The organism is Bacillus sp. FJAT-22090 (genome assembly GCF_007676755.1).
GTDB lineage: Bacteria > Bacillota > Bacilli > Bacillales_A > Planococcaceae > Psychrobacillus.
The window spans coordinates 139,795-162,279 of the sequence record NZ_VEBK01000006.1; the positions used below are offsets into that span (position 1 = coordinate 139,795).

Genomic DNA, 22,485 nt, shown 5'->3' on the forward strand with positions numbered 1-22,485 from the left:
TCAATTATCATAAAAAAAGAGGTAAACTTGGTCGTTTACCTCTTTTTTTGTTTTATGAAATTGATTTTATTTCTACGTCCATCTCTCCACCAGGTGTGACTATTTTCACTTTTTCACCGATTGTTTTACCAAGTAATCCTTTGGCAATAGGTGAATCATTTGAAATAAGGCCTTCCAGTGGATCGGCTTCCGCTGAACCAACAATTGTGTATGTCTCTTCATCACCATCAGGGAATTCGATGAATGTTACCGTTTTCCCAAGAGATACAGTATCGTTATTGCCTTCTTCCTCAATAATAACTGCATTTCGAATCATCGACTCTAAAGTAGAAATTCTACCTTCTACAAATGCTTGGTCTTCTTTTGCAGAATCATACTCCGAGTTCTCTGATAAGTCCCCAAAGCTTCTTGCAATTTTAATACGTTCTACTACCTCTTTACGTTTAACCGTTTTTAATTGCTCTAATTCTTCTTCTAATTTTTGTTTACCAGCAACGGTCATTGGATATTGTTTCTCTGTTGACACTCCCATACACTCCTTTAAATACACACTTAAAACATTGGTCATGTATCATTCATATGCTGTGTTTTAAAATGATATGAATTTCATGAAATAATTGTCAATCCACAATCATCATATTATACAATTACGTCCGTTTCAAGAATAGTTTTTATTTTTGTAACCATTAAATCGATTGCAACTTCATTTTGACCGCCTTCAGGTATAATAACATCTGCATATTTTTTGGTCGGCTCTATGAATTGATTGTGCATCGGACGTACTACGGAAAGGTACTGTTCTACTACAGATTCTACTGTACGACCCCTTTCGTGGATATCTCTTAAAATACGGCGAATAATTCGTAAGTCTGAATCCGTGTCTACAAACAATTTAATATTCATCAAATTACGCAGGCGCTCGTCCTCTAATACTAAAATACCTTCCAAAATAATTACATCTTTTGGTTCAATTGTGATTGTTTCTGACGAACGCGTATGTTGGGCATAGTCATACACTGGTTTTTCAACTGCTTTGTTATTCAATAAATCATTAATATGTTGTATGAGTAAATCATTATCAAAAGCAAGTGGATGATCATAGTTTGTGTTTAAACGTTCTTCAAATTTTAAATGGCTTTGGTCTTTATAATAATAATCTTGTTCGATTACGACAACTGAATGATCTTTGAATACATCGCTGATCGCATTTGTAACACTCGTTTTCCCTGAACCAGAACCACCAGTGATTCCAATGATAAGAGGAGTTCGACTTGACATTATTTTAGCCCCTTTCTCATCATGTTATTTGGGTACAGCTTAACAGGACATGTAAACTGTACAATTTCTAAAGGATGTCTTGCCGCATCTAGGCGATTTCCTTTTTCGTTTGTTATTTCATCGATTATCACGCGAATATTTTCTATTTCTGGTCCGAAGAATTCTACTTCGTCGCCAGGTTTAAAATAGTTCCGTTGTTGAAGCGTTACGACTTGTGTTTCTTCGTTATAATCCAGCACGAGACCTACAAAGTCGTATCCAAGTTTTTTATCGTGGACACCATACATTTGTTGCTCAACACCTGGTTCGCCTTCAAAGAAAGCAGTATCGGTTTCACGATTTGCGCATTTTTCAAGTTCTTCTAACCAAGCTGGGTGCATAACAAAGTTCTCTGGATCAGCACAATATGCATCAATTACTTTACGATATACACTCACCACAGTAGCGATATAATGAATGGACTTCATCCGTCCTTCAATTTTCAATGAATCTATCCCTAATTCAATCATTCTTGGGATGGACTCGACAAGTTTTAAATCTTTAGGACTCATTGCAAAAGGAATATCATTTTCCTCAAATAAAGCATGTTCTTCCTCATTGTTTTGTTCATATAAATCATAATCCCAACGACATGATTGGCAGCAACCACCGCGGTTGGAATCGCGTGCAGTCATATGATTGGAAAGCGTACACCTGCCACTGTATGCAATACACATTGCCCCGTGAATAAATGTTTCTATTTCGATATCCACTTTCTCTTTCATTAATTGAATTTCATCACCGCTCGTCTCACGTGCAAGCACAACACGATGCAGACCCTCTTCTTTCCAGAACTGTACTGCTTTCCAGTTAGACAAAGATTGTTGTGTACTTAAGTGCAATTCTAGCTTTGGTGCGTACTTACGGCAAGTTTCAATAATTAATGGGTCTGCAACAATGATACCGGTTACACCTGCAGACTCAATTCCTTGTAAATATTCTTCTAAACCGTCCATATTCTCGTTATGCGCGAAAATATTTGTGGTTACATATATTTTAGCTCCATATTTGTTTGCAAACTCGACACCTTCTCGCATTTCCTCCAATGAAAAGTTTCCTGCATTCGATCGAAGGCCAAATTCTTGACCACCGATAAACACAGCATCTGCTCCATAATGAATAGCAATTTTCAACTTTTCCAAATTACCTGCTGGTGCTAATAGTTCTGGTTTTTTTGTAATAACACGTTTACCATCTATAAGTTCGCTTATGTTGTCAAATTTAGTAATTACCACTTCTAACCTTCCTTTCTGTCGTGATTAAATTATTATTTAATCTTACGTACCCTTTTATCTTTCTTAATAGACGGTTTCTTTGAAAAAGAATCCCGTATCTAAAGGTCTAAGTGAAGGTTGTATTCCGACTATTTTATTGTATAATTCCTTTTTTATTTCTTTGTAAGCTGACTTTGAATCATAATAAGCATCTATTGCTTGTCTATAATAGCCCGTTACAGTTGTAACATAAGATGGATCATGCAAAATTCCATCTATTTTCAAACTATCTATTTCAGCATCTAAAAATTCATCTAATTCATCAATCATACACATATCATTGGGGCTAAATATATGCGTACCATTTTGATCCTCATAGATAGGATACTTATTCGAACGTTCTTTATCGTGCAAAAACATATTTTTATTTTTTGCACGATTTTCTACTTCCATCGCTTTATCTTGAAACAAGAAATAATTTCCTAGTAGGGAACGTTTAGATTGGAACATACAAGTCATTCCATGGATTTGCACCTCAACCTGAACATCCGCGTTTTCTTTAATTTCCACAATTTCATCTAAACTTAGCTCTCGAGCTAATACTGCACGAGTCGCGCCACGCTTACCCCAATAATTTGCCGTAAAATAATTCGTTGCTGTTTGTTCTGTATTCCAGTGAAGTGGAATGGAGACTCCTGATTCTCTTCTAGCAATGATAACTGCTGGGTCACCAAATGTTATTCCATCTACACCAATTTCTTGTAGTTTCGTCAAATAGGGAACGAGTGCATCCATTTTGTCGTTATGGAAAATTCCGTTCATCGCCACATATAATTTCTTATTATGTTCTTTTGTTAGGTTTCTTGCAACTTCCATATCCCTAATCGTAAACTCTCCGGCTAAACGCAAGCCATAAAACTGTTCACCGACTAAAAAAGCATCTGCTCCTGCTTCGATTAGCTCTTTCATGTGTTCTATATTTGCTGGGGTTACTAAAAGCTCTGTCCTATTCATCTCGTCACCTCTTAATACTTACTAGCATGCCATCTCCGACTGGTAGAAATGCAGTGTCATAGTCAGCATGATTCATCAGCCATTCCATAAACTGATGTTGGTTACGTACCATCGTTCTTTTTCGCCTAGGCACTTCACTCATCGGAAGTTCGGATAGCCCGTTTAACAATAAATTATCACAATAAATAACGCCCCCATCATTTAGAAAAGGTGCGTACTTTTCGAAGAAGTTTTTATACTGTCCTTTTGCTGCATCAATAAAAATAGCATCGAATGTTCGATGGCCTAATTGTGCCGCTGAAATTTCTAGTGCATCTCCTGTGATAACTTGTATGCGATGTTGCAAATTGCCACGTTCAATATAGTTTTTTGCAAGCTCTGCTTTTTGAATGTCACGTTCTAATGTTACAATTGTTACCTCTTCAAGCTTCGTCGCCATTCGCATAGCAGAATAGCCTATAGCTGTCCCTAGTTCCAAAATTGATGCTGGTTTTTGTAGAGAAAGTAGTTGGAGCAAAGATTCCATTCCCATTAACTGCATAATGGGCACATGGTTTTCTTTTGCATACTGTTCCATTTCCGTGAATATAGCAGATCGAGGTTTTATAAAGTCTTTTAAAAAATCATCACTTACATTCATTCCAAGCTAACTCCTTTTGAATAAATAAAAAAGTACATACTTTTTTATCTAATAACTGTCTAGCTGTCATCTCTTGCTGCACTTCTTATGTAAAAAACATAACTTATAATAGCATAGAAGGAGAAGGAATGCGACTTCATTCCTTCTCCTACAGTGTATTATTTTAGAAATTCGTCTACTTTTTGAAGATGTTGTTCATATGTTTCTGAAAAATGGTTACCGCCGTTTTTATCTGCAAGGAAATAAAAATAATTGGTTTTCGTCGGATTTAACACTGCTTCGATAGACGATTTTCCGGCATTCGCTATCGGACCAGGTGGTAAACCTTTGTTCTGATACGTATTATATGGGTTGTCCACTTCTAAATCCTCAAATAGAACACGGTCCTTGTGACTGCCTAATGCGTACAATACGGTCGGATCCGTTTGTAATGGCATATCAGCGTTTATTCGATTATAAAAGACACTTGCGATCGTTTCTCGATCTGTTTGTGCCGTTGCCTCTTCCTCTAGCAAAGATGCAAATGTTAACAACCAATGTACCGATTTCTCCTCTGTTTGAAGAAGATCATAATATCCAGAAACTGTTTTTTCTGTAGTGGCAATCATTGTCTCTGCAATCGTCTCCAAAGAAGGGCTTTTTTCAAAAAATGGATACGTCGCAGGGTATAAATATCCTTCTAATGCATACCTAACATTTTCTGCTTTAATCTCCTCGGAGAGTAAATTCGGGTATTTGGTCATCATTCTATCGACAAACTCATCACTCGTTACAAGCTTAAAGAATTCATCGGCCGATTGCCCCGTTTTCTTTTCAACAACTTGTCCTATTTGTTCTAATGTTAAACCCTCGGGTACGGTCAAAGTAAATACTGGTTCCCTATATACTTTTCCAGTTTTTAAACTTTCAATAATCTCATCTAAAGTCATCGCTTTCGTTAAACTATATTGTCCTGCCTGAAAGTTAGATTCATTATTGAATTTGGCATAGTATTTAAATATTTTTGCGTTTTTAACAATTCCTTTCGCTTCTAGTGTCGCAGAAATGTTATCTAGACCCGAACCAATTGGTATATCCACATCTACAATCGCTTCAGATGTTGGATCCACAGGCTCTAAAGCGCTTTTTACGTAATTATAAGCAATGTAACCACTTATCCCGCAAACAATAAGTAGAAATACGACAATCGTTAAAACAATTCTTCTGACAAGTTTCACTTCTTTTTTCTTTTTTTTCATACGATCAAACATTATCTCTTTTTTTGATTCATTTTCCACGGGTTCCCCCCCTTATTCCAATTCATTATACTAGATAATGACCAAAAAGAAAAAGAAGGAATGAGGAGTACCTCTTTCCTTCTTAATTTGTCGAATTATTAATCTTCGTCTTCTTCATCTAAAAATGTGTTTAACATTTCTTCGATCATATCCCACTCAGCATCTGTCTCGACTGGAAGTAATTCTCCATCTTCGCCATTTTCATTAGGAGTGAATGAGGAAGCATGAATTTCGATTTCTTCATCTTCATCTTCCTCTGCTCCTATAGGATAATAAAGTACGTAGGATTTTCCAAACTCTTCTGATTCAAATGTGAACAGTACATTGCAAAGCTGTTCGTTTCCATTATCATCTACAACTGTAATATTTTCTTGACCATGATCCATTTGCAGTCACCTCATCTATTTTTTCTATCTAGATAGCCTTGTAAAATCATTACGGCGGCCATCTTGTCAATTACTAGCTTCCGCTTTTTACGGCTAACATCTGCATCTATTAACATACGTTCTGCAGCCATTGTTGTCAATCTTTCATCCCACATTGTGACGGGAAAATTGTATTTATCGGTTAACATCTTCGCATAGTGCTCCGATGCTTCTGCACGAGGACCAATGGAATTATTCATGTTTTTAGGAAAACCAACAACGAATTCTGTTACTTCATGTTGTTTTACTAATTCATCAATACGATCCAAACCAAAATCTAAATCGTCTTCATTAATTTTGATTGTTTCGATACCTTGTGCCGTCCAGCCAAGCGCATCACTGATCGCAACTCCCACTGTTCGAGAACCGACGTCTAAACCCATTATTCGCATGTTTAAGCCTCATTATTTTTTTTAATATAAAACTTTACCAATTCCTCTAAAATCTCGTCACGCTCTAGTTTTCTAATCATATTACGTGCATCTTGATGGCGAGGAATATAAGCTGGATCACCAGATAGTAGATAGCCTACAATTTGATTGATAGAATTATACCCTTTTTCTTCTAGTGCAGAGTGCACTTGTAGCATCACATGTTTTACTTCCTGTTCCATCGATTCTTCAGGAAAATTAAATTTCATCGTTTTATCAAATGAACTCATGATCAGCACCTCGCTTTCGATTTTAGTAGGCAACTTTACATATCTTAATCTTCAGTATAACCGAAATTGGAAATAGTATCAAATATACCAACATATCAAAATTCGCCTTCATATATGCCGGACACAAATCTACGGCATCCACCAGAGCCTTTCTACCTGCACTTTAAGTCCCGAGATCCGCTGAATGTAGTTAGATAGATTTAATATATTCAAACACAGAGTTTAACGCTGACTCAAGCTTACTTCCGTCTTTTGCACCAGCCATGGCAAAGTCGGGACGTCCGCCACCTTTTCCTCCGCATGCTTCTGCTACTAGTTTGACGATATTACCTGCATGATAGTTCCCACCGACTAAATCTTTTGTCACTCCCGCAGAAATCATTACTTTATCTCCATCAATTGCCCCAAGAACAATTACAGCTTTATCTAACTTTTGTTTTAGGTCATCCATCATTTGACGCAATTGGTTATTGTCTTTTGCATCTACTTTTACAGAGAGCACAGTAACATCATTTATTGTTTGTGCAGAAGATAACACGGAAGAAGCCTGGCTATTTGCAATTTTCGCAGAAAGTGATTCATTTTCTTTTTGTACATTTTTTAATTCTTGGAGCGTTTGAGCAACTTTAGCTACTAGATCTTTTGACTGAGCCTTCAATAATTGAGCCGCATCTGCAAGTATATGTTCTTCTTCTTTTACAACTTCAAAAGCACCTTTGCCGGTCACAGCTTCAATACGGCGCGTACCTGCACCAATACCGCTTTCAGATAGAATTTTAAAGAATCCAATTTCTGATGTATTTTGTACGTGAACACCACCACAAAGTTCTAGTGAGAACGGTCCCATTTGAACAACACGGACAATATCACCATATTTTTCTCCGAATAATGCCATTGCACCCATTTTCTTAGCATCTTCGATATTATGGTACCCAATTACTACCGGTATATTATCCCACACTTTTTCGTTCACTATACGTTCAATTTTCTCCAACTCTTCTTTTGTAACTTGACCGAAATGGGAAAAGTCAAAACGTAAACGATCCGGGCCTACATAGGAACCAGCTTGGTTGACATGCGTTCCTAAAACTTCTTTTAACGCTTGATGCAACAAATGGGTAGCGGAGTGATTTTTAATCGTATGCCCGCGTAATGATGAATCTACTGTTGCTGTAACAATTGCATCACTAATCATTTCACCGGATTCGATAACTACTGTATGCAAGTTTTGTCCATTTGGTGCTTTTTGCACGTCTTTGACAAATCCTCTAAATGTCTCATTTTCAATTATTCCATGATCGGCAATTTGACCACCGCTTTCTGCGTAGAAAGGTGTTTGCGTTAATACAACTTGTACCTCATCACCTTCACTAGCGGATTTCACTAGCATTTGTCCATGAATAATCGAAGTTATTTTTGTTGAAGTAGCTAATGTGTCATATCCGATAAATTCACTTTCATCGTGAAGATTGCTAAACACTTCAGACTGTACTTGCATAGAATCGACATTTTGTCGAGCAGCACGAGCACGATTGCGCTGAGCTTCCATTTCTGTTTTGAACCCTTCATGGTCTACCGTCATATTTGCTTCTTCTGCATATTCTTCTGTTAATTCGATAGGGAAGCCGTACGTATCATATAAAGTAAAAGTAGTCGTTCCAGGGATAAATGTTTCCCCTTTTGCACGCTGTTCTTCTATTACTTTTTCTAAAATAGTGAGACCATCATGAAGTGTTTCATGGAAGCGTTCTTCTTCTGTTTTAATCACACGCATGATAAAGTCTTGTTTAGCCTTAACTTCTGGATAGAACTCTTGCATAATTTCTCCAACAACCGGAACAAGCTCATATAAAAATGGTTTGTCGATACCTAGCTGTTTTGCAAATCGCACAGCACGTCGAAGCAGTCTTCTAAGTACGTATCCTCTACCTTCATTTGATGGAAGGGCTCCGTCTCCAATCGCAAAAGCAACCGTACGAATATGGTCTGCAATTACTTTGAAAGCTATATCATCTTCTTTGTTTGAACGATAAGTTTTTCCAGAAATCCCTTCTGTTTGACGAATAATTGGAATAAATAAATCAGTGTCAAAGTTTGTCGGAACATCTTGTACAACACTCGCCATACGTTCTAATCCCATACCTGTATCAATATTTTGTTTTGGCAGTGGGGTGTACGTATGATCTGGATTATGGTTGAATTCGGAGAATACTAAGTTCCAAATTTCTAAATAGCGATCATTTTCTCCACCTGGATACAGTTCTGGATCATTTATATCGTTACCATAAGTTTCTCCGCGGTCATAGAAAATTTCGGAGTTCGGACCACTTGGACCTTCTCCAATGTCCCAGAAATTACCCTCTAATCGAATAATTCTTTCTTCGGGAATACCAATTTCATTTTTCCAAATATTATATGCTTCTTCATCTTCTGGGTGGACGGTAATAGATAACTTTTCTGCCTCGAAAGCCATCCATTTATCACTCGTCAAAAATTCCCATGCCCATTCGATCGCTTCTTTTTTGAAATAATCACCGATCGAGAAGTTCCCTAACATCTCAAAAAATGTATGGTGTCGAGCAGTTTTCCCTACATTCTCGATGTCATTTGTACGAATCGATTTTTGAGCATTTGTAATGCGTGGGTTTTCCGGCACAACACGTCCATCAAAATATTTTTTTAAAGTTGCAACTCCACTGTTTATCCAAAGTAATGATGGATCATTAATTGGCACTAGGGGTGCAGATGGTTCCTGTGCATGGCCTTTTTCGATAAAAAAGTCTAAATACATTTGTCTAATTTGAGCGCCTGTTAACTGTTTCACTGTAATTCCTCCTAATTTTGAAATGCGTACAACTCTTTTTTGAACGAAAATAAAAAAAGCCTCCATCCCCAAAAAGGGACGAAAGCTATTATTTCGCGGTACCACCCTAGTTACATATCGGCTTTTTGCCAACATGTCTCTTAAGAAGCCTTAACGCGGCAAAACGGCAGGTTTTAACTGCACTCAGGAGTAGCTTTCCTAATTGTTGGGTTCTGAGAATTCTTTCAGCCGTGGAATCCCTCTCTAGTCAGGCAACAATAGTACTTTCTCCGTCAACATTTTCGTTATATGCAATTGATTATAAGAAACTCTGGTCCCAATGTCAATTGTCTGCATCCATAAATTGATAAGGACTAATTCCTTTCATGCCAAAGAGGGGATCAATCGAGTGATAATTATCGGCCGATAAAAAAGTGGCATCTGCAATTATTTCTACATTATTATCCTCATTCTTATTTTCCAATTCGTCTTGTACTATCGTTTGCTCTTCATCGCCAGTTAACCGTTCTTTTAATGTTGTTAAGCGTTGCAAATCGTCTGTTCTTTCCACACCAAACTTAAATACTTCTGGATCTCCACATAGAATAAGAAAGTTTTTAGCACGTGTAATTCCTGTATATAATAGGTTTCGACGAAGCATTTTCATATAGCTTCTCGTTACCGGCATAATAACTGTTTGGAACTCACTTCCTTGCGATTTATGTACAGAGCAGCAGTACGCTAATGTGATTTGGTTCAAATCGTTTTTTTCATATGTTACTTCAGTTCCATCAAACGACACGACAAGCATTTCTTTTTTTTCTACTGTTTCAGCCGCTTTAAATATACTAACAACTTCTCCCATATCTCCGTTAAACACATTGCTTTCCGGCTGGTTGACGAGTTGAAGCACTTTATCACCAATTCGGTAAATGGTTTCTGCGAAAATCATTTCTTTTCGCTTACCATCCGGATTGGGATTGACCATTTCTTGAATCATTTTATTTAAAGCATCAATTCCAGCAGGACCTCGATACATGGGCGCTAAAATTTGAATATCCCGAATCGAATGTCCTTTTGATAAAGCACTTTTGAGCACTTGTTCCACTACTTTAGGTATTTGCTCCGTCGAAGCTTTAATAAAAGAACGGTCTTTTGTTTTATCTAATAGAGTCGCTGGAACCGATCCTATTTTCATTTCATGCGCCAATTCAATGATGGAAGATCCTTCCGATTGCCGATAAATATCTTTTAATTCAACGGTAGGTATCCGTTTAGATGCGAGCAAATCTTTTAGTACTTGCCCAGGTCCGACCGGTGGCAACTGATCCTGATCTCCTACAAAAATAACTTGTGCATCTTTAGGAATTGCCTTTAACAATTGATGCCCAAGCCACGTATCAAGCATGGAAGTTTCATCTATGATGATTAATTTCCCTTCGATTTCTTTTCCTTCTACATCTTCATCTTCTTGTCCTGTAAAGCCTAGCAACCGGTGAATAGTCATCGCGGGTAATTCAGTTGATTCACTTAGCCGCTTTGCCGCCCTACCTGTTGGTGCTGCTAAAACGATCGGAAACGGCTTTTTGTCTTTCGCCCACTCTTTTGGATCGAGCGACAAACCATGAAGCTCTCCATATAGCTCTACAATCCCGCGGACTACCGTTGTTTTCCCGGTGCCTGGTCCTCCGGTTAACAATGTTATACTAGCATTTAATGCTGTCTCAATTGCTTTGACTTGCGTAGATGCGTATTGGACTCCTAATCGTTCCTCGATAGCCCCCAAATGTTTTTTCATTTCTGCTAACGGAAATTTATGGTGAGAATCATTTTGAGCAAGCAATGTTTCTATTTTAGATCCAATTCCAACTTCTGAATAGTACAGGGAAGGAACGTAAAAGCGATTTACCTCTCCCACAATCCGACTTTCTTCCGCAAGTTCGATGCAACATTTTGTTATTGATTCAAACGGTATTTCTTCCCTTTGAGCACTTTCCAATAACTTTTTCACTGACTCCAACAGCTCTTCCGCATATAAAAAGACATGTCCCTCGCTTAAAGAGGCAGTTTGCAATAAATGAAAAATCGCCGCTTTAATCCGGTCGGGGTGATTCCCTTTAATACCCAATTTATAACCAAGTTCATCAGCACGTATAAATCCAACGCCTTCTACTTCTTCAATTAGCCGGTATGGATTTTTTGTTAAAACAGTTAGCGTTTCTTCTCTGTAAGACTGATAGATTTTCATTGCGACTTGCGGTCCAAAACCCCATTCATTTAGTTGGATCATCACTTTTTCTAAACCTAAATTTTGCTCTAAAACAGCTCGTAAAGTTTGTTTTTTCTCTTCTGCAAGTCGTGGAATAACATCTAAAGCTGCTGGGTCATCCAATATTCTATTAATTGCATTTGGGCCAAGCTTTTTCACGATTGTTTCTGCTGTTTTACGACCAATTCCGGGGAACATATCACTCGATAAATAATGGACAATCCCCTGCTCAGTAGCTGGTACTTCCTTTTGAAAGGTTTCTACCTGAAATTGCACTCCGTATTTTGGATGATTTTTAATGAATCCAGTAAATTTATATGCTTCTTCTAAAACAAGTGAAGGAAAATAACCTGTGACGATTATTTCCTTATCGGTATATGTAGTGTTTGTAGATTTAATCTTTAGTTTGATAATAGAAAATAGATTTTGGGGATTATGAAAAATAGAGACAATAGGACGACCCGTTATAAACTGTTTTTCATTGTTCATTTCGTTTGTCACACTACCGCCTCCAAAATTTTTCCATATTAATTGCGAAGAGAAATCATATCAAATACATATCGTGCTTGATCATAAGTTGGTTGAATTGTAAATGCTGCTTTAAGATGGTATAAAGCAGTTTCTGTATCCGACGTTGAAACCGCATATAAGACACCTAGGTTATAATGGGCATCTGCATTTTCGGCATCCGCTGCTATAATATCTTTTAAAATCGGCTCGGCCTGTTCGAACATTTCCATACTTGCAAGTGCGATGCTAAATGTTAATGCAATTTGAGTATCCGACGGCGCTAACTCATAAGCTCGTTGTAAATAAGGTAAAGAAAGCTTTGTTTGCCCTTCTTTTTCCAAGCTTTTTCCAAGCATAAAATAGGCATCTGGACCTTCAATACCATTTGAAATAGCCTTTTCATATAGCTTTGCCGCTTCTGCAAAACGTTCCGTATTATAGTATAAATTTGCTAGACTATAAAATGCAGTGGCAGCATGTTCATCTAAAGTAATGGCTTTTTGAAAAAAACGCTCTGCACGTTCGTTTTCATTCATAGAGGCAAGAAGATTGCCAAAATTAATATAGCCGATCGCTTCTTCTGGGCTTTCTTCAATCGCTTTTGTAAATAACTCGACTGCTTTTTCATAATTTTCTTCTTGAATTGCTTGAATTCCTAGTTCATTGTAATTCATACAAGTTCCTCCCATTACCCAACGTAATCCAGTTTTAACCCATCTTTAAACACTTCATCAATTGTTGCTCCACCTAAGCACTCGTCTCCTTGATAGAGAACAACAGCTTGGCCAGGTGTAATCGCTCGAACCGGTTGGTCGAATGTTACAAGAATTTTGTTTTCAGAAAGTAGTTCTACATGGACACCGACATCTTCTTGGCGGTAACGGAACTTAGCTGTACAATCAAAGGACTGTTGTTTTTCTAATGTAGTCGTGAAGGATAGATCAGTAGCTGTTAAACTAGTTGAAAACAATGCATCATTATTTATATTCTGGCCAACTAACAGAACATTTCTTTCTAGGTCTTTTCCGATAACAAACCATGGATCCCCAGAACCGCCTATGCCTAAGCCATGACGTTGTCCGATAGTATAGTACATTAACCCGTCATGATGTCCCATCTGTTTCCCATCCATTGTTTCCATGACTCCTTTTTGGGCTGGTAAATATTGACCTAAAAATTCTTTGAAATTACGTTCACCGATGAAACAAATTCCGGTAGAATCTTTTTTGGTCGCGGTTGCCAGACCTTGTTCTAAAGCAATTTCTCTTACTCTTTTCTTTTCTAAATTGCCAATTGGAAACATTACTTTCTCTAATTGTTCTTGGTTCAATTGATTCAAGAAATACGTTTGATCTTTGTTCGCATCTTTTCCACGTAACATACGTGTTTGTCCATCTCTTACTTCTACCTGTGCATAATGTCCCGTTGCTAAATAGTCTGCCCCCAAAGCTAATGCATGTTCCAAAAATGCTTTGAACTTAATTTCTTTATTACACATTACATCTGGATTTGGTGTTCTTCCAGCTTTATATTCTTCCAAGAAATACGTAAATACTTTATCCCAATATTGTTTTTCAAAATTGACTGCATAGTATGGGATACCGATTTGATTGCACACTTTAATAACATCTTCATAATCTTCTGTCGCTGTACATACGCCAAATTCGTCGGTGTCATCCCAGTTTTTCATGAAAATACCGATAACATCATAACCCTGTTCTTTTAACAAATAGGCGGCAACCGATGAATCCACGCCTCCAGACATTCCAATAACTACTCTTGTATCTTCTATTTTTTTCACTTTAACTCACTCATTTCAATTATTCTTTCCACTCACCGAATAATTTTACTTATTCTATTTGCAGCTTCTACTACTTGCTGCTCTGAATTATTTTGTCCAAAACTAAAACGTACAGAATTTCGAAGTTCTGGTGTATTTTCACCGTACATTGCAACTAATACATGCGAAGGATCAATAGAACCAGCTGTACATGCAGAACCACTAGAGGCATCTATTCCTGCTAGATCAAGCTGCACTAAAAATGTCTCTACGTCTGTTTTGGGAATGCTAATGTTCAGTACATGGGGCAATACAGATTCTGTTGACCCATTTATAGTGAATTGGACTCCATTACTCTCCAGTTCATGCAAGAAGACTCGTTTTAATTTATTATAATGGGCAAAGCTTTCTTCTAGCTGCCCTTGCTTAATCTCCACTGCTCTAGCAAATGCAACTACTGCGGGAACATTTTCTGTCCCTGCACGTCTTTTACGTTCTTGTTGCCCTCCATAAAACAAAGGCTTTAACGTAATACCTTTTCGTGTGAACAAAAAGCCAATTCCTTTTGGGCCATTAATCTTATGACTAGACACACTTAGTAAATCGACATGTAATTCATTCACGTCGATTTTCATGCTACCATATGCTTGAACTGCATCTGTGTGGAAATAGGCAGGATGGTCTTTTAACAACTCTCCAATAGATTGAATTGGTTGAATCGCACCAACTTCATTGTTTGCATACATAACAGAAACTAAAATAGTATCGTCTCGTAGGGAATTTTTCAAGTCATTAATATCAATAAGCCCTTCTTTGTTCACTGGTAAATATGTCACTTCAAAGCCTTCTCGTTCTAATTGCTCACAAGCATGAAGTACAGCATGATGCTCTATTTGCGTTGTAATAATATGCATACCTTCACTTTTTCTTGCATAAGCCGTTCCAAAAATAGCATAGTTATCCGCTTCTGTGCCACCACTTGTGATCGTAATTTCTGTTTCATGACCACCGATACTTTGGGCAAAAACAATTCTCGATTGGTCAAGTTTTTTTCTAGCCCCTCTGCCTGTTTGATGGATGCTTGAGGCATTTCCGTATTCTTCTTTTATTTCGTCAGTAAATGTTTGAATAACTTCTTCCGCCATTGGTGTAGTGGCTGCATGATCTAAATAAATTCTAGTCATTTTTAAGACTCCTTAAATATAAAACATATATCCAGTATCTTCTGGATTGTCTTCCGTGTATTGAGCTAAATCCTCGATTGTCGTCGTGTCTAACACATTTTTTACCGCATCTCGAATACGCATCCATAATTCACGTTGTGGTGGTTCTTCTTCTTCAATTCCTTCGACTATTTGAATTGGACCTTCCAACACTCGAATCACATCGCCAGCAGTAATCTCACTTGGCTTTTTAGGAAGCATATATCCTCCATAAGCTCCGCGCACACTTTTAACGAGCCCTGCATTTCGTAATGGAGAAACAATTTGTTCTAAATAAGCTTCTGATAAATTATGCTCTGCTGCTATTTGGCGAAGCGCAATAGGTCCCTCTCCACATTGTTTTCCTAGAGCGACCATTATTGTTAAGCCATAGCGTCCTTTTGTTGAGAATTTCAATATATTCCACCTCGTTAAGTTAAAATCAATTATGCCCCGATGTAAAGACATCCCGTTTTTGAATTGTACCTGCGCAATTAACTCCTTGCAAAATCCGTGTCATCTTGCCAAAGTACCTCTAAAAAAGCAATTACTAATTGCTTTTTCAAGTTAAAAATACTTTATTTAGTATAGCATAATTACACGTCAGAACGACTTCAATATGACTTTTCGATCGAACTTCGGTATAATTAAAGAACAGACGTTTGAATAAGGAGGGGTCGTTTTGAGCAATGAGCCTTTAGCATATCGCATGAGACCTCAAACGATAGATGAACTAGCAGGACAACAGCATGTAATCGGCATAGATACAGCCTTATATAAAATGATAAAGAACGGACATGTTCCTTCTATGCTTTTGTATGGTGACCCTGGGGTTGGCAAGACATCTCTTGCCTTTGCAATAGCTGGGACGACCAAGTTGCCCTTTGTCGCCCTTAATGCAACAAAAGCCGGAAAAAAAGACGTAGAAGATGTTGTAGCAGACGCAAGGATAAGCGGAAAGGTTATTTTGTTTCTTGATGAAATTCATCGATTCAATAAATTACAACAAGATACGCTTCTTCCCCACGTGGAAAATGGCTCCATCATTTTAATAGGGGCTACAACGGAAAATCCATTTCACGATGTGAATCCTGCGATACGTTCTCGATGCGGAGAAATAAAACAACTAAAACGACTTACAACGGAAGATGTAGATATGCTTTTAGAAAGGGCTTTGAAGGATAAAGAAAAAGGATTAGGGAAAATGGCGATTGCCATTACGGATGAACAGCGCAAGAAAATTGCAGATGCTGCAAATGGGGATGCTCGAAAAGCTTTGACATTATTAGAATCTACTGTTTTTGCAAGCTTTGAAGAAGACGGAGTTACGAAAGTAGAAGATGGCATATTAAATAGTCTTATTGATCGTGTAGGAGTCTTTGGTGATAAAAAAGGATCACATTTTTATAATTTATTGTCCGCTTTACAAAAATCCGTTCGAGGAAGCGATACAGATGCAGCCCTATATTATTTAGCTCATTTACTCGAAAATGGGGATTTAGTAGCCGTTTCTAGACGCCTTTTAGTGATGAGCTATGAAGATATCGGGTTGGCGAATCCTTCCGTAGGACCACAAGTACTCGCAGCAATTCAAGCAGCGGAAAGATTAGGTCTTCCGGAAGCCCGAATACCTTTAGCAAACGCAGTTGTCCTTATGTGTTTGTCAGAGAAATCTAATTCGGCTTACGCAGCTCTAGACTCTGCAATAGCAAGTATCCATGCAGGAAAAACAGGTGATATTCCAAAGCATTTGAAGGACACCCACTATGCAGGAGCAGCCGAGCTCGGACATGGAGGTTATATTTACCCCCATGACCATAAAATTGGGACGTTCGGGGGCTGGGTCAATCAATCATACTTACCCGACAATTTAGTTGGGACAAGATTTTACGAACCAATTGAAGCAGGAGAAGAAAAACGTCTCGCTGGAATTTATAAGCGGCTAGAAACTTTTAAAAATGAGAAATAACATGAAACCCAGACAAGTTCTTCATGAAAGCATATAATAGAAAACGCCAGAAGAAAGAGGATTCATTTTTCTTCTGGCGTTTTATTTAATTACACACCCATTTTACGTCGAGTATTACTAACTTTTTTCGTCATTTGACTTTTTGCTTTTTGGTTTCCCGCTGGTGCATTAGCTTGGGCTTTTCCACCAGATGCTTGGTTTTTCTTTTCTTCTAACTTTTGCTTTACTGCTTCTTGCAAGGTCATTTTCTTTTTCGGTGCTTCTTGATTTGTCGATTCTGTCATTAGATCTCCCTCACTTTCCCATTGTTTTAATTTTAGTATAAGGGATAAGGAAAAAACTGCAACTAATTACTTCACTCGATTGATAGGAATTTCTTTTGTAATATCATTGATTACCCAACTTGCACATATTAATCCTACCGTTGAAGGAACAAAGGCATTGGAAGACGGTGGCATTTTTGCTTTTCGAATGGCTGCATCTGGCTTTCCTACCGTTTCTACGACATCTTCCCTTACGACAATCGGGCTTTCATCTGAAAATACGACTGGAATACCTTTTGTAATATGATCTTCTTTACGTAATTTGGTACGAATAACTCTAGCAATTGGATCCGTATGCGTTTTCGAAATATCAGCTATTTGAAAGCGAGTGGGATCTGTTTTGTTGGCTGCTCCCATACTCGAAATAATTTTAATCCCGCGCTTTAAACATTCTTTCATCAAATGAACTTTATAAATAATTGTATCGGATGCATCAATTACATAGTCGATATTCATCGCAAAAAACTGCTCATACGTTTCTTCTGTATAAAACATATGCATATCAATTACTTCACATTCCGGGTTAATGTCCGCTATTCGCTCTTTCATCACTTCAGATTTCGAGCGACCGATTGTAGACATGTAAGCTACTAGTTGACGGTTAATATTCGTAATATCTACGTTGTCTTTGTCTACTAATATAATTCTGCCTACCCCACTTCTAGCACATGCCTCAGCTGCGAAAGAACCAACTCCTCCAACACCTAAAATGGCAACAGTCGTATTTCTTATTAGATCTACACCTTCTGTACCTACCGATAATTCATTTCTAGAAAATTGATGTAACATATAAACACTCCATCTGTATCAAATTAGTTGGAGGTTTTCACTTTATTCAGTTAAAATCTGTGCTGAAAAAAGCTAAACCTAACAAAAACCCTCCAGCAAAAATTGCTAGAGGGACATTAGTAATCTAGGACGAATCCCAATCGTGCCGACAATATAAAGCGTATCGTTTTGAACCCGCACGCAGCAGGTGGGTGTCCTCTTTATTATTCTTGGCGTCCCGGTGAAGGGCATGTCATTCATAATAAAAGTTAGACTCCCGACGATAAAAATTGTTCGGTCAAAACTGATTGGCATGTTGCGAACACATCAGGATTCGTATTACTTGTATAATAGCATACGATTTATGAAACATCAATCATTTTATCGTGATATTTTCTTACTATTCTAAATAGTCTCGTTTAGGAAAATTATCTTATATGACATTCTTCTACATAAAAAAACTTGGTTAGCGAGCAGTAATATATCGCCACTACGCTTCAACATTCTAGTATGCTAAACCATTATTGTAATAAATCATTCCAATAAATAGGACACTCGACAAACAGGAGAAAAACAATTTACTAGATATGATTCTTACAAACTATAGAGAAAGTGCGTCTTAAGGAAGTGTCCGCTTGGATTTCCGCTGAAGGACGGACGCTTTCCGTGGGGTGAGTGATAAGCCTTCACCGCCCGCTTTGGCGTTCGAAGTGAAGTCTCATCTTACTCACTTGATCCCACTGGAGTCGCCGTCCTTCAGCTCCAATCCGTCAAACTATGCGCGTTTATTTGTATTTATTGTCCATTAAAAGTTAGAAAATGGCTAAGCGAGACCAATTAGCTCATGAAAGCAACCAAATCAACAGGCAAAGCAACCAGTTTGGGCTTGACAGCAACCAAATTACTATGCAAAGCAACCAATTCCCCAAATAAAGATTTTATGCCTCGTGTATGAACTATTTATGCTCGGAGTGGAAGCAATTTTCTTTGATTTTCTCTGCTGGCGGCGACTCCTGCCGGATGAGTGGGCAAATGAGACATTCCAACGAACGCGCAAGCGGCGGGAATGGCTCATCGCTCACCCGGCGGAAAGCGTCCGACTGCTGAGAAAATCATAGCGGTCGCTAGTCAAACGCACAAAGACACATTATCCCTATGAAACGTCCTAAACTACATAACAAATTTAAAAGAGGGACAAGTAGCTTCAAGCTAATTGTCCCTCTTCACTCAGCGGCCGAAAACCACTAATAAATTATTTTAATTTTAAGCTTAGTTCATCCAATTGAGCAGGTGCTACTGGACTTGGTGCTAATGTTAATAAATCACTTGCACTTGCGGTTTTAGGGAAAGCAATTGTGTCTCGCAAGTTTGTGCTTCCGGTAAGTAGCATAACTACACGGTCTAATCCATATGCAACACCGCCATGTGGAGGAGTTCCATATTCAAATGCTTCCATTAAGAAACCAAATTGTGCTTTTGCTTCCTCATCAGAGAATCCTAGTACTTCAAACATTTTTTCTTGTACTTCTCTTGAGTAGATACGTAATGATCCACCGCCAAGCTCATACCCATTTAGTACTAGGTCATACGCTTGTGCACGAACTTTGCTTGGATCCGTATCCATTAGCGGAAGATCTTCATCAAAAGGTCTCGTAAATGGATGGTGTGCCGCATAATAACGACCTTCTTTTTCATCGTATTCAAACAATGGCCAATTCACAACCCATAAAAACTCAAAACGATTTTCATCAATTAGCCCTAAATCTTTTCCTAGTTTTAAGCGAAGTGCTCCTAATGAATCAGCTACAACAGACTTTTTATCCGCTACGAATAATAATAAATCTCCTGCTGAAGCATGAAGAGTTTCGATTAAGTTAGTTGCTGCTTCTCCTTCAAAGAACTTGGCGATTGGTCCTTTTAGTCCCTCTTCGTCCACTTTCAGCCAAGCAAGTCCTTTTGCTCCGTATACTCCGGCAAATTCGCCTAAAGCATCGATATCTTTGCGCGAATAATTATCTGCTGCACCTTTTACATTAATCGCTTTTACTTGCCCGCCTGTTTCTACTGCAGAGGCGAATACTTTGAATGCACTATTTTGAACGATTTCTGATAAGTTGACTAATTCTAAACCAAAACGTACATCAGGTTTGTCTGATCCGAAACGATCCATTGCCTCGTCATAGTCCATACGTTGGAAAGGAATAGTTACATCAATACCTTTTACGTCCTTCATGACTTTTTTCATCATACGCTCATTCATTTCTAAAATCTCATCCATTGATAGGAAACTCATTTCCATATCAATTTGTGTGAACTCAGGTTGACGGTCTGCACGTAAATCCTCATCGCGGAAGCATCGCGCGATTTGATAATACTTTTCAAAACCCCCTACCATTAACATTTGCTTAAATAATTGTGGAGATTGTGGCAACGCATAGAATTCCCCATTATGCACTCGACTTGGTACTAAATAGTCTCGCGCTCCTTCTGGTGTAGATTTTGTTAAGATTGGCGTTTCTACTTCTAAAAACCCTTCCTCATCTAAGAAACGTCTTACCGTTTTTGTGATGTCTGAACGCATTTTAAATACGTCATACATTACTGGTCTTCGTAGGTCTAAATAACGATATTTTAAACGAATGTCCTCTCCTGCATCTGTTTTGTTTTCAATAGCAAATGGTGGAGTTTTCGCTTCATTCACAATCGTCACTTCAGTTGCATGAATCTCGATCGCTCCTGAAGGCATATTTGGATTTACTTGATTTTCAGCACGAGCAATAACTGTTCCGTTCACTTGAATAATATATTCATTGCGAAGTTTTTCCGCAATTTGTATTGCTGTTTCTGAAAACTCGGGATTGAATACCACTTGTACAATTCCAGAACGATCGCGAACATCTACGAATATTAGTCCACCTAAGTCTCTTCGTTTTTGTACCCATCCGATTAACTGTACGGACTCTCCAATATTGCGTTCATTTAATTCTCCACTTGTATGCGTTCTGTTCATTGTTCCTCTGCCTCCACCTGTGTTTTCATACTGTTTTTTATTTGTTCGATCAATGCGCTAAATGGTACGAGCTGTTGCTCGCCCGTAGACAAATCTTTTAAGTTAACGCTTTGTTTTTGAAGCTCATCGTCACCAATGACAATCACAAACTTGGATTTTAAGCGGTCTGCTGATTTCATCTGTGTTTTTATTTTTCGATCTAAGTAATCCATTTCAGCCGTGATACCATTTTGACGCAGATAATACGTAAGTTCTACAGCTTTTTTCTTCGCAGCTTCTCCCATACTAATAACGTATACATCTAAAGAAGAGAAGTCTTCCCAATTGTTATTTTCCGCTTGGATTGCAAGTAAGAGTCGTTCAATACTCATTGCAAATCCGATACCTGGCGAATCTGGACCACCAAGTTCTTCTACCAGTCCGTTATATCTTCCGCCACCCGCTAAAGTTGTAATCGCGCCAAAACCTTCAGCCACACTCATGATTTCAAAAGCAGTATGATTATAATAGTCAAGTCCACGAACTAAGTTAGGATCCACTTCAAATGGAATATTTAATAGACCCAAGTATTCCTGTACTTTTTCAAAATACGCTGCGGATTCCTCATTTAAATAATCTGTTAAAGAAGGAGCAGTTGCCATTAATGGATGATTGCGATCTACTTTACAATCCAAAATACGAAGTGGATTCTTTTTTAATCTATTTTGGCAATCTGAACAAAACTCTTCGATATGTGGCTCGAAATGATTCACTAAAGCTTCTTTGTGGGTTACTCGACTTTCTGTATCCCCAAGTGAATTAATGACAAGCTTTAATTGCTTCAATCCCGCTTTTTGATAAACCGACATTGCAAGTGAAATTACTTCAGCATCGATAGCCGGATCTGCACTGCCAATCGCTTCGATTCCAAATTGAACAAATTGACGATATCTCCCTGCTTGTTGACGCTCATATCGGAACATTGGTCCCATATAATATAATTTCACTGGTTGGTCAGGGTATCCAAACATTTTATGTTCTACAAATGATCGAACGACAGAAGCGGTTCCTTCAGGTCGAAGGGTTAAAGAACGGTCGCCCCGATCTTGGAACGTATACATTTCTTTTTGAACGATATCTGTTGTATCTCCCACACTTCTCGTAAATAACTCAGTATGCTCAAAAATCGGTGTTCTAATTTCCTTGTATTGATACATACGACATGTATCTCTTATTAGCTCTTCTACAGCTTGCCATTTACCTGTTTCGGAAGGCAAAATGTCTTGTGTTCCTCTTGGTACTTTAATATCCATTGTACTTGCCC

At 38.1% G+C, this 22,485-nt stretch carries 20 protein-coding genes, 1 other RNA gene and 1 other annotated feature; of the genes, 1 reads left to right on the forward strand and 20 read right to left on the reverse strand.

Annotation, left to right across the window (positions count from 1 at the left end; all coding sequences use genetic code 11):
- Positions 1 to 52: 52 nt before the first annotated feature.
- From greA to cymR, 15 genes are all read right to left on the reverse strand, one after another.
- On the reverse strand, positions 53 to 526 hold the full coding sequence (gene greA / locus FS486_RS09855) for a transcription elongation factor GreA (RefSeq protein ID WP_144511160.1): 474 nt from the start codon (positions 524 to 526) through the stop codon (positions 53 to 55).
- Between the two features lie 113 nt (positions 527 to 639).
- Positions 640 to 1,278, reverse strand: coding sequence for a uridine kinase (udk, locus tag FS486_RS09860; protein ID WP_144511161.1), 639 nt, complete (start codon positions 1,276 to 1,278; stop codon positions 640 to 642).
- Positions 1,278 to 2,546 (reverse strand): peptidase U32 family protein, encoded by a 1,269-nt coding sequence (locus FS486_RS09865; protein ID WP_260858075.1) that lies wholly within the window; start codon positions 2,544 to 2,546, stop codon positions 1,278 to 1,280. Before FS486_RS09865 ends, udk begins: the two co-directional genes overlap by 1 nt.
- A 69-nt stretch (positions 2,547 to 2,615) precedes the next feature.
- Entirely contained in the window at positions 2,616 to 3,545 is a 930-nt protein-coding gene (locus FS486_RS09870) for a peptidase U32 family protein (RefSeq protein WP_144511163.1), read from the reverse strand.
- 4 nt (positions 3,546 to 3,549) lie between these two features.
- Positions 3,550 to 4,185 carry an O-methyltransferase gene (locus FS486_RS09875; protein WP_144511164.1) on the reverse strand — a complete coding sequence of 212 codons (636 nt, stop codon included), beginning with the start codon at positions 4,183 to 4,185 and terminating at the stop codon, positions 3,550 to 3,552.
- Positions 4,186 to 4,343: 158 nt separating this feature from the next.
- On the reverse strand, positions 4,344 to 5,462 hold the full coding sequence (gene mltG, locus FS486_RS09880; RefSeq protein WP_144511165.1) for an endolytic transglycosylase MltG: 1,119 nt from the start codon (positions 5,460 to 5,462) through the stop codon (positions 4,344 to 4,346).
- A gap of 98 nt (positions 5,463 to 5,560) precedes the next feature.
- Positions 5,561 to 5,848, reverse strand: coding sequence for a DUF1292 domain-containing protein (locus tag FS486_RS09885; protein ID WP_144511166.1), 288 nt, complete (start codon positions 5,846 to 5,848; stop codon positions 5,561 to 5,563).
- Positions 5,849 to 5,859: 11 nt separating this feature from the next.
- A complete protein-coding gene (gene ruvX, locus FS486_RS09890; protein ID WP_144511167.1) occupies positions 5,860 to 6,279 on the reverse strand; it encodes a Holliday junction resolvase RuvX in 420 nt (139 codons plus the stop codon).
- Between the two features lie 2 nt (positions 6,280 to 6,281).
- Positions 6,282 to 6,548, reverse strand: a complete 267-nt coding sequence (locus tag FS486_RS09895; protein ID WP_053588802.1) for an IreB family regulatory phosphoprotein — start codon at positions 6,546 to 6,548, stop codon at positions 6,282 to 6,284.
- A 190-nt stretch (positions 6,549 to 6,738) separates the two neighbouring features.
- Entirely contained in the window at positions 6,739 to 9,339 is a 2,601-nt protein-coding gene (alaS, locus tag FS486_RS09900; RefSeq protein WP_313956988.1) for an alanine--tRNA ligase, read from the reverse strand.
- A 104-nt stretch (positions 9,340 to 9,443) separates the two neighbouring features.
- Positions 9,444 to 9,657 (reverse strand) — a binding site (T-box leader).
- 37 nt (positions 9,658 to 9,694) lie between these two features.
- A complete protein-coding gene (recD2, locus tag FS486_RS09905; RefSeq protein WP_144511219.1) occupies positions 9,695 to 12,109 on the reverse strand; it encodes an SF1B family DNA helicase RecD2 in 2,415 nt (804 codons plus the stop codon).
- 38 nt (positions 12,110 to 12,147) lie between these two features.
- Complete coding sequence (locus tag FS486_RS09910) at positions 12,148 to 12,804, reverse strand: tetratricopeptide repeat protein (protein WP_144511169.1); 657 nt, start codon at positions 12,802 to 12,804, stop codon at positions 12,148 to 12,150.
- A 14-nt stretch (positions 12,805 to 12,818) separates the two neighbouring features.
- Complete coding sequence (gene mnmA, locus FS486_RS09915; RefSeq protein WP_144511170.1) at positions 12,819 to 13,931, reverse strand: tRNA 2-thiouridine(34) synthase MnmA; 1,113 nt, start codon at positions 13,929 to 13,931, stop codon at positions 12,819 to 12,821.
- Positions 13,932 to 13,963: 32 nt separating this feature from the next.
- Entirely contained in the window at positions 13,964 to 15,094 is a 1,131-nt protein-coding gene (locus FS486_RS09920; RefSeq protein ID WP_144511171.1) for a cysteine desulfurase family protein, read from the reverse strand.
- A gap of 12 nt (positions 15,095 to 15,106) precedes the next feature.
- Complete coding sequence (gene cymR / locus FS486_RS09925; protein ID WP_144511172.1) at positions 15,107 to 15,529, reverse strand: cysteine metabolism transcriptional regulator CymR; 423 nt, start codon at positions 15,527 to 15,529, stop codon at positions 15,107 to 15,109.
- Positions 15,530 to 15,794: 265 nt separating this feature from the next.
- Between cymR and FS486_RS09930 the strand changes: the two genes are divergently transcribed.
- Positions 15,795 to 17,081 carry a replication-associated recombination protein A gene (locus FS486_RS09930; protein WP_144511173.1) on the forward strand — a complete coding sequence of 429 codons (1,287 nt, stop codon included), beginning with the start codon at positions 15,795 to 15,797 and terminating at the stop codon, positions 17,079 to 17,081.
- A gap of 89 nt (positions 17,082 to 17,170) precedes the next feature.
- On the opposite strand, the gene FS486_RS09935 is transcribed toward FS486_RS09930, so the two are convergent.
- The 5 genes from FS486_RS09935 to hisS form a co-directional block, all read right to left on the reverse strand.
- Entirely contained in the window at positions 17,171 to 17,365 is a 195-nt protein-coding gene (locus tag FS486_RS09935) for a hypothetical protein (protein ID WP_144511174.1), read from the reverse strand.
- A gap of 66 nt (positions 17,366 to 17,431) precedes the next feature.
- The gene (locus FS486_RS09940) at positions 17,432 to 18,193 is read right to left on the reverse strand and encodes a tRNA threonylcarbamoyladenosine dehydratase (RefSeq protein ID WP_144511175.1); all 762 of its coding nucleotides are present in this window, start codon (positions 18,191 to 18,193) and stop codon (positions 17,432 to 17,434) included.
- Positions 18,194 to 18,322: 129 nt separating this feature from the next.
- Positions 18,323 to 18,509: non-coding RNA, 6S RNA (gene ssrS / locus FS486_RS09945), on the reverse strand.
- Between the two features lie 915 nt (positions 18,510 to 19,424).
- On the reverse strand, positions 19,425 to 21,182 hold the full coding sequence (gene aspS, locus FS486_RS09950; RefSeq protein ID WP_144511176.1) for an aspartate--tRNA ligase: 1,758 nt from the start codon (positions 21,180 to 21,182) through the stop codon (positions 19,425 to 19,427).
- Positions 21,179 to 22,474, reverse strand: a complete 1,296-nt coding sequence (gene hisS / locus FS486_RS09955; protein ID WP_144511177.1) for a histidine--tRNA ligase — start codon at positions 22,472 to 22,474, stop codon at positions 21,179 to 21,181. The genes aspS and hisS overlap by 4 nt, the downstream gene beginning before the upstream one ends.
- Between the last annotated feature and the right edge of the window lie 11 nt (positions 22,475 to 22,485).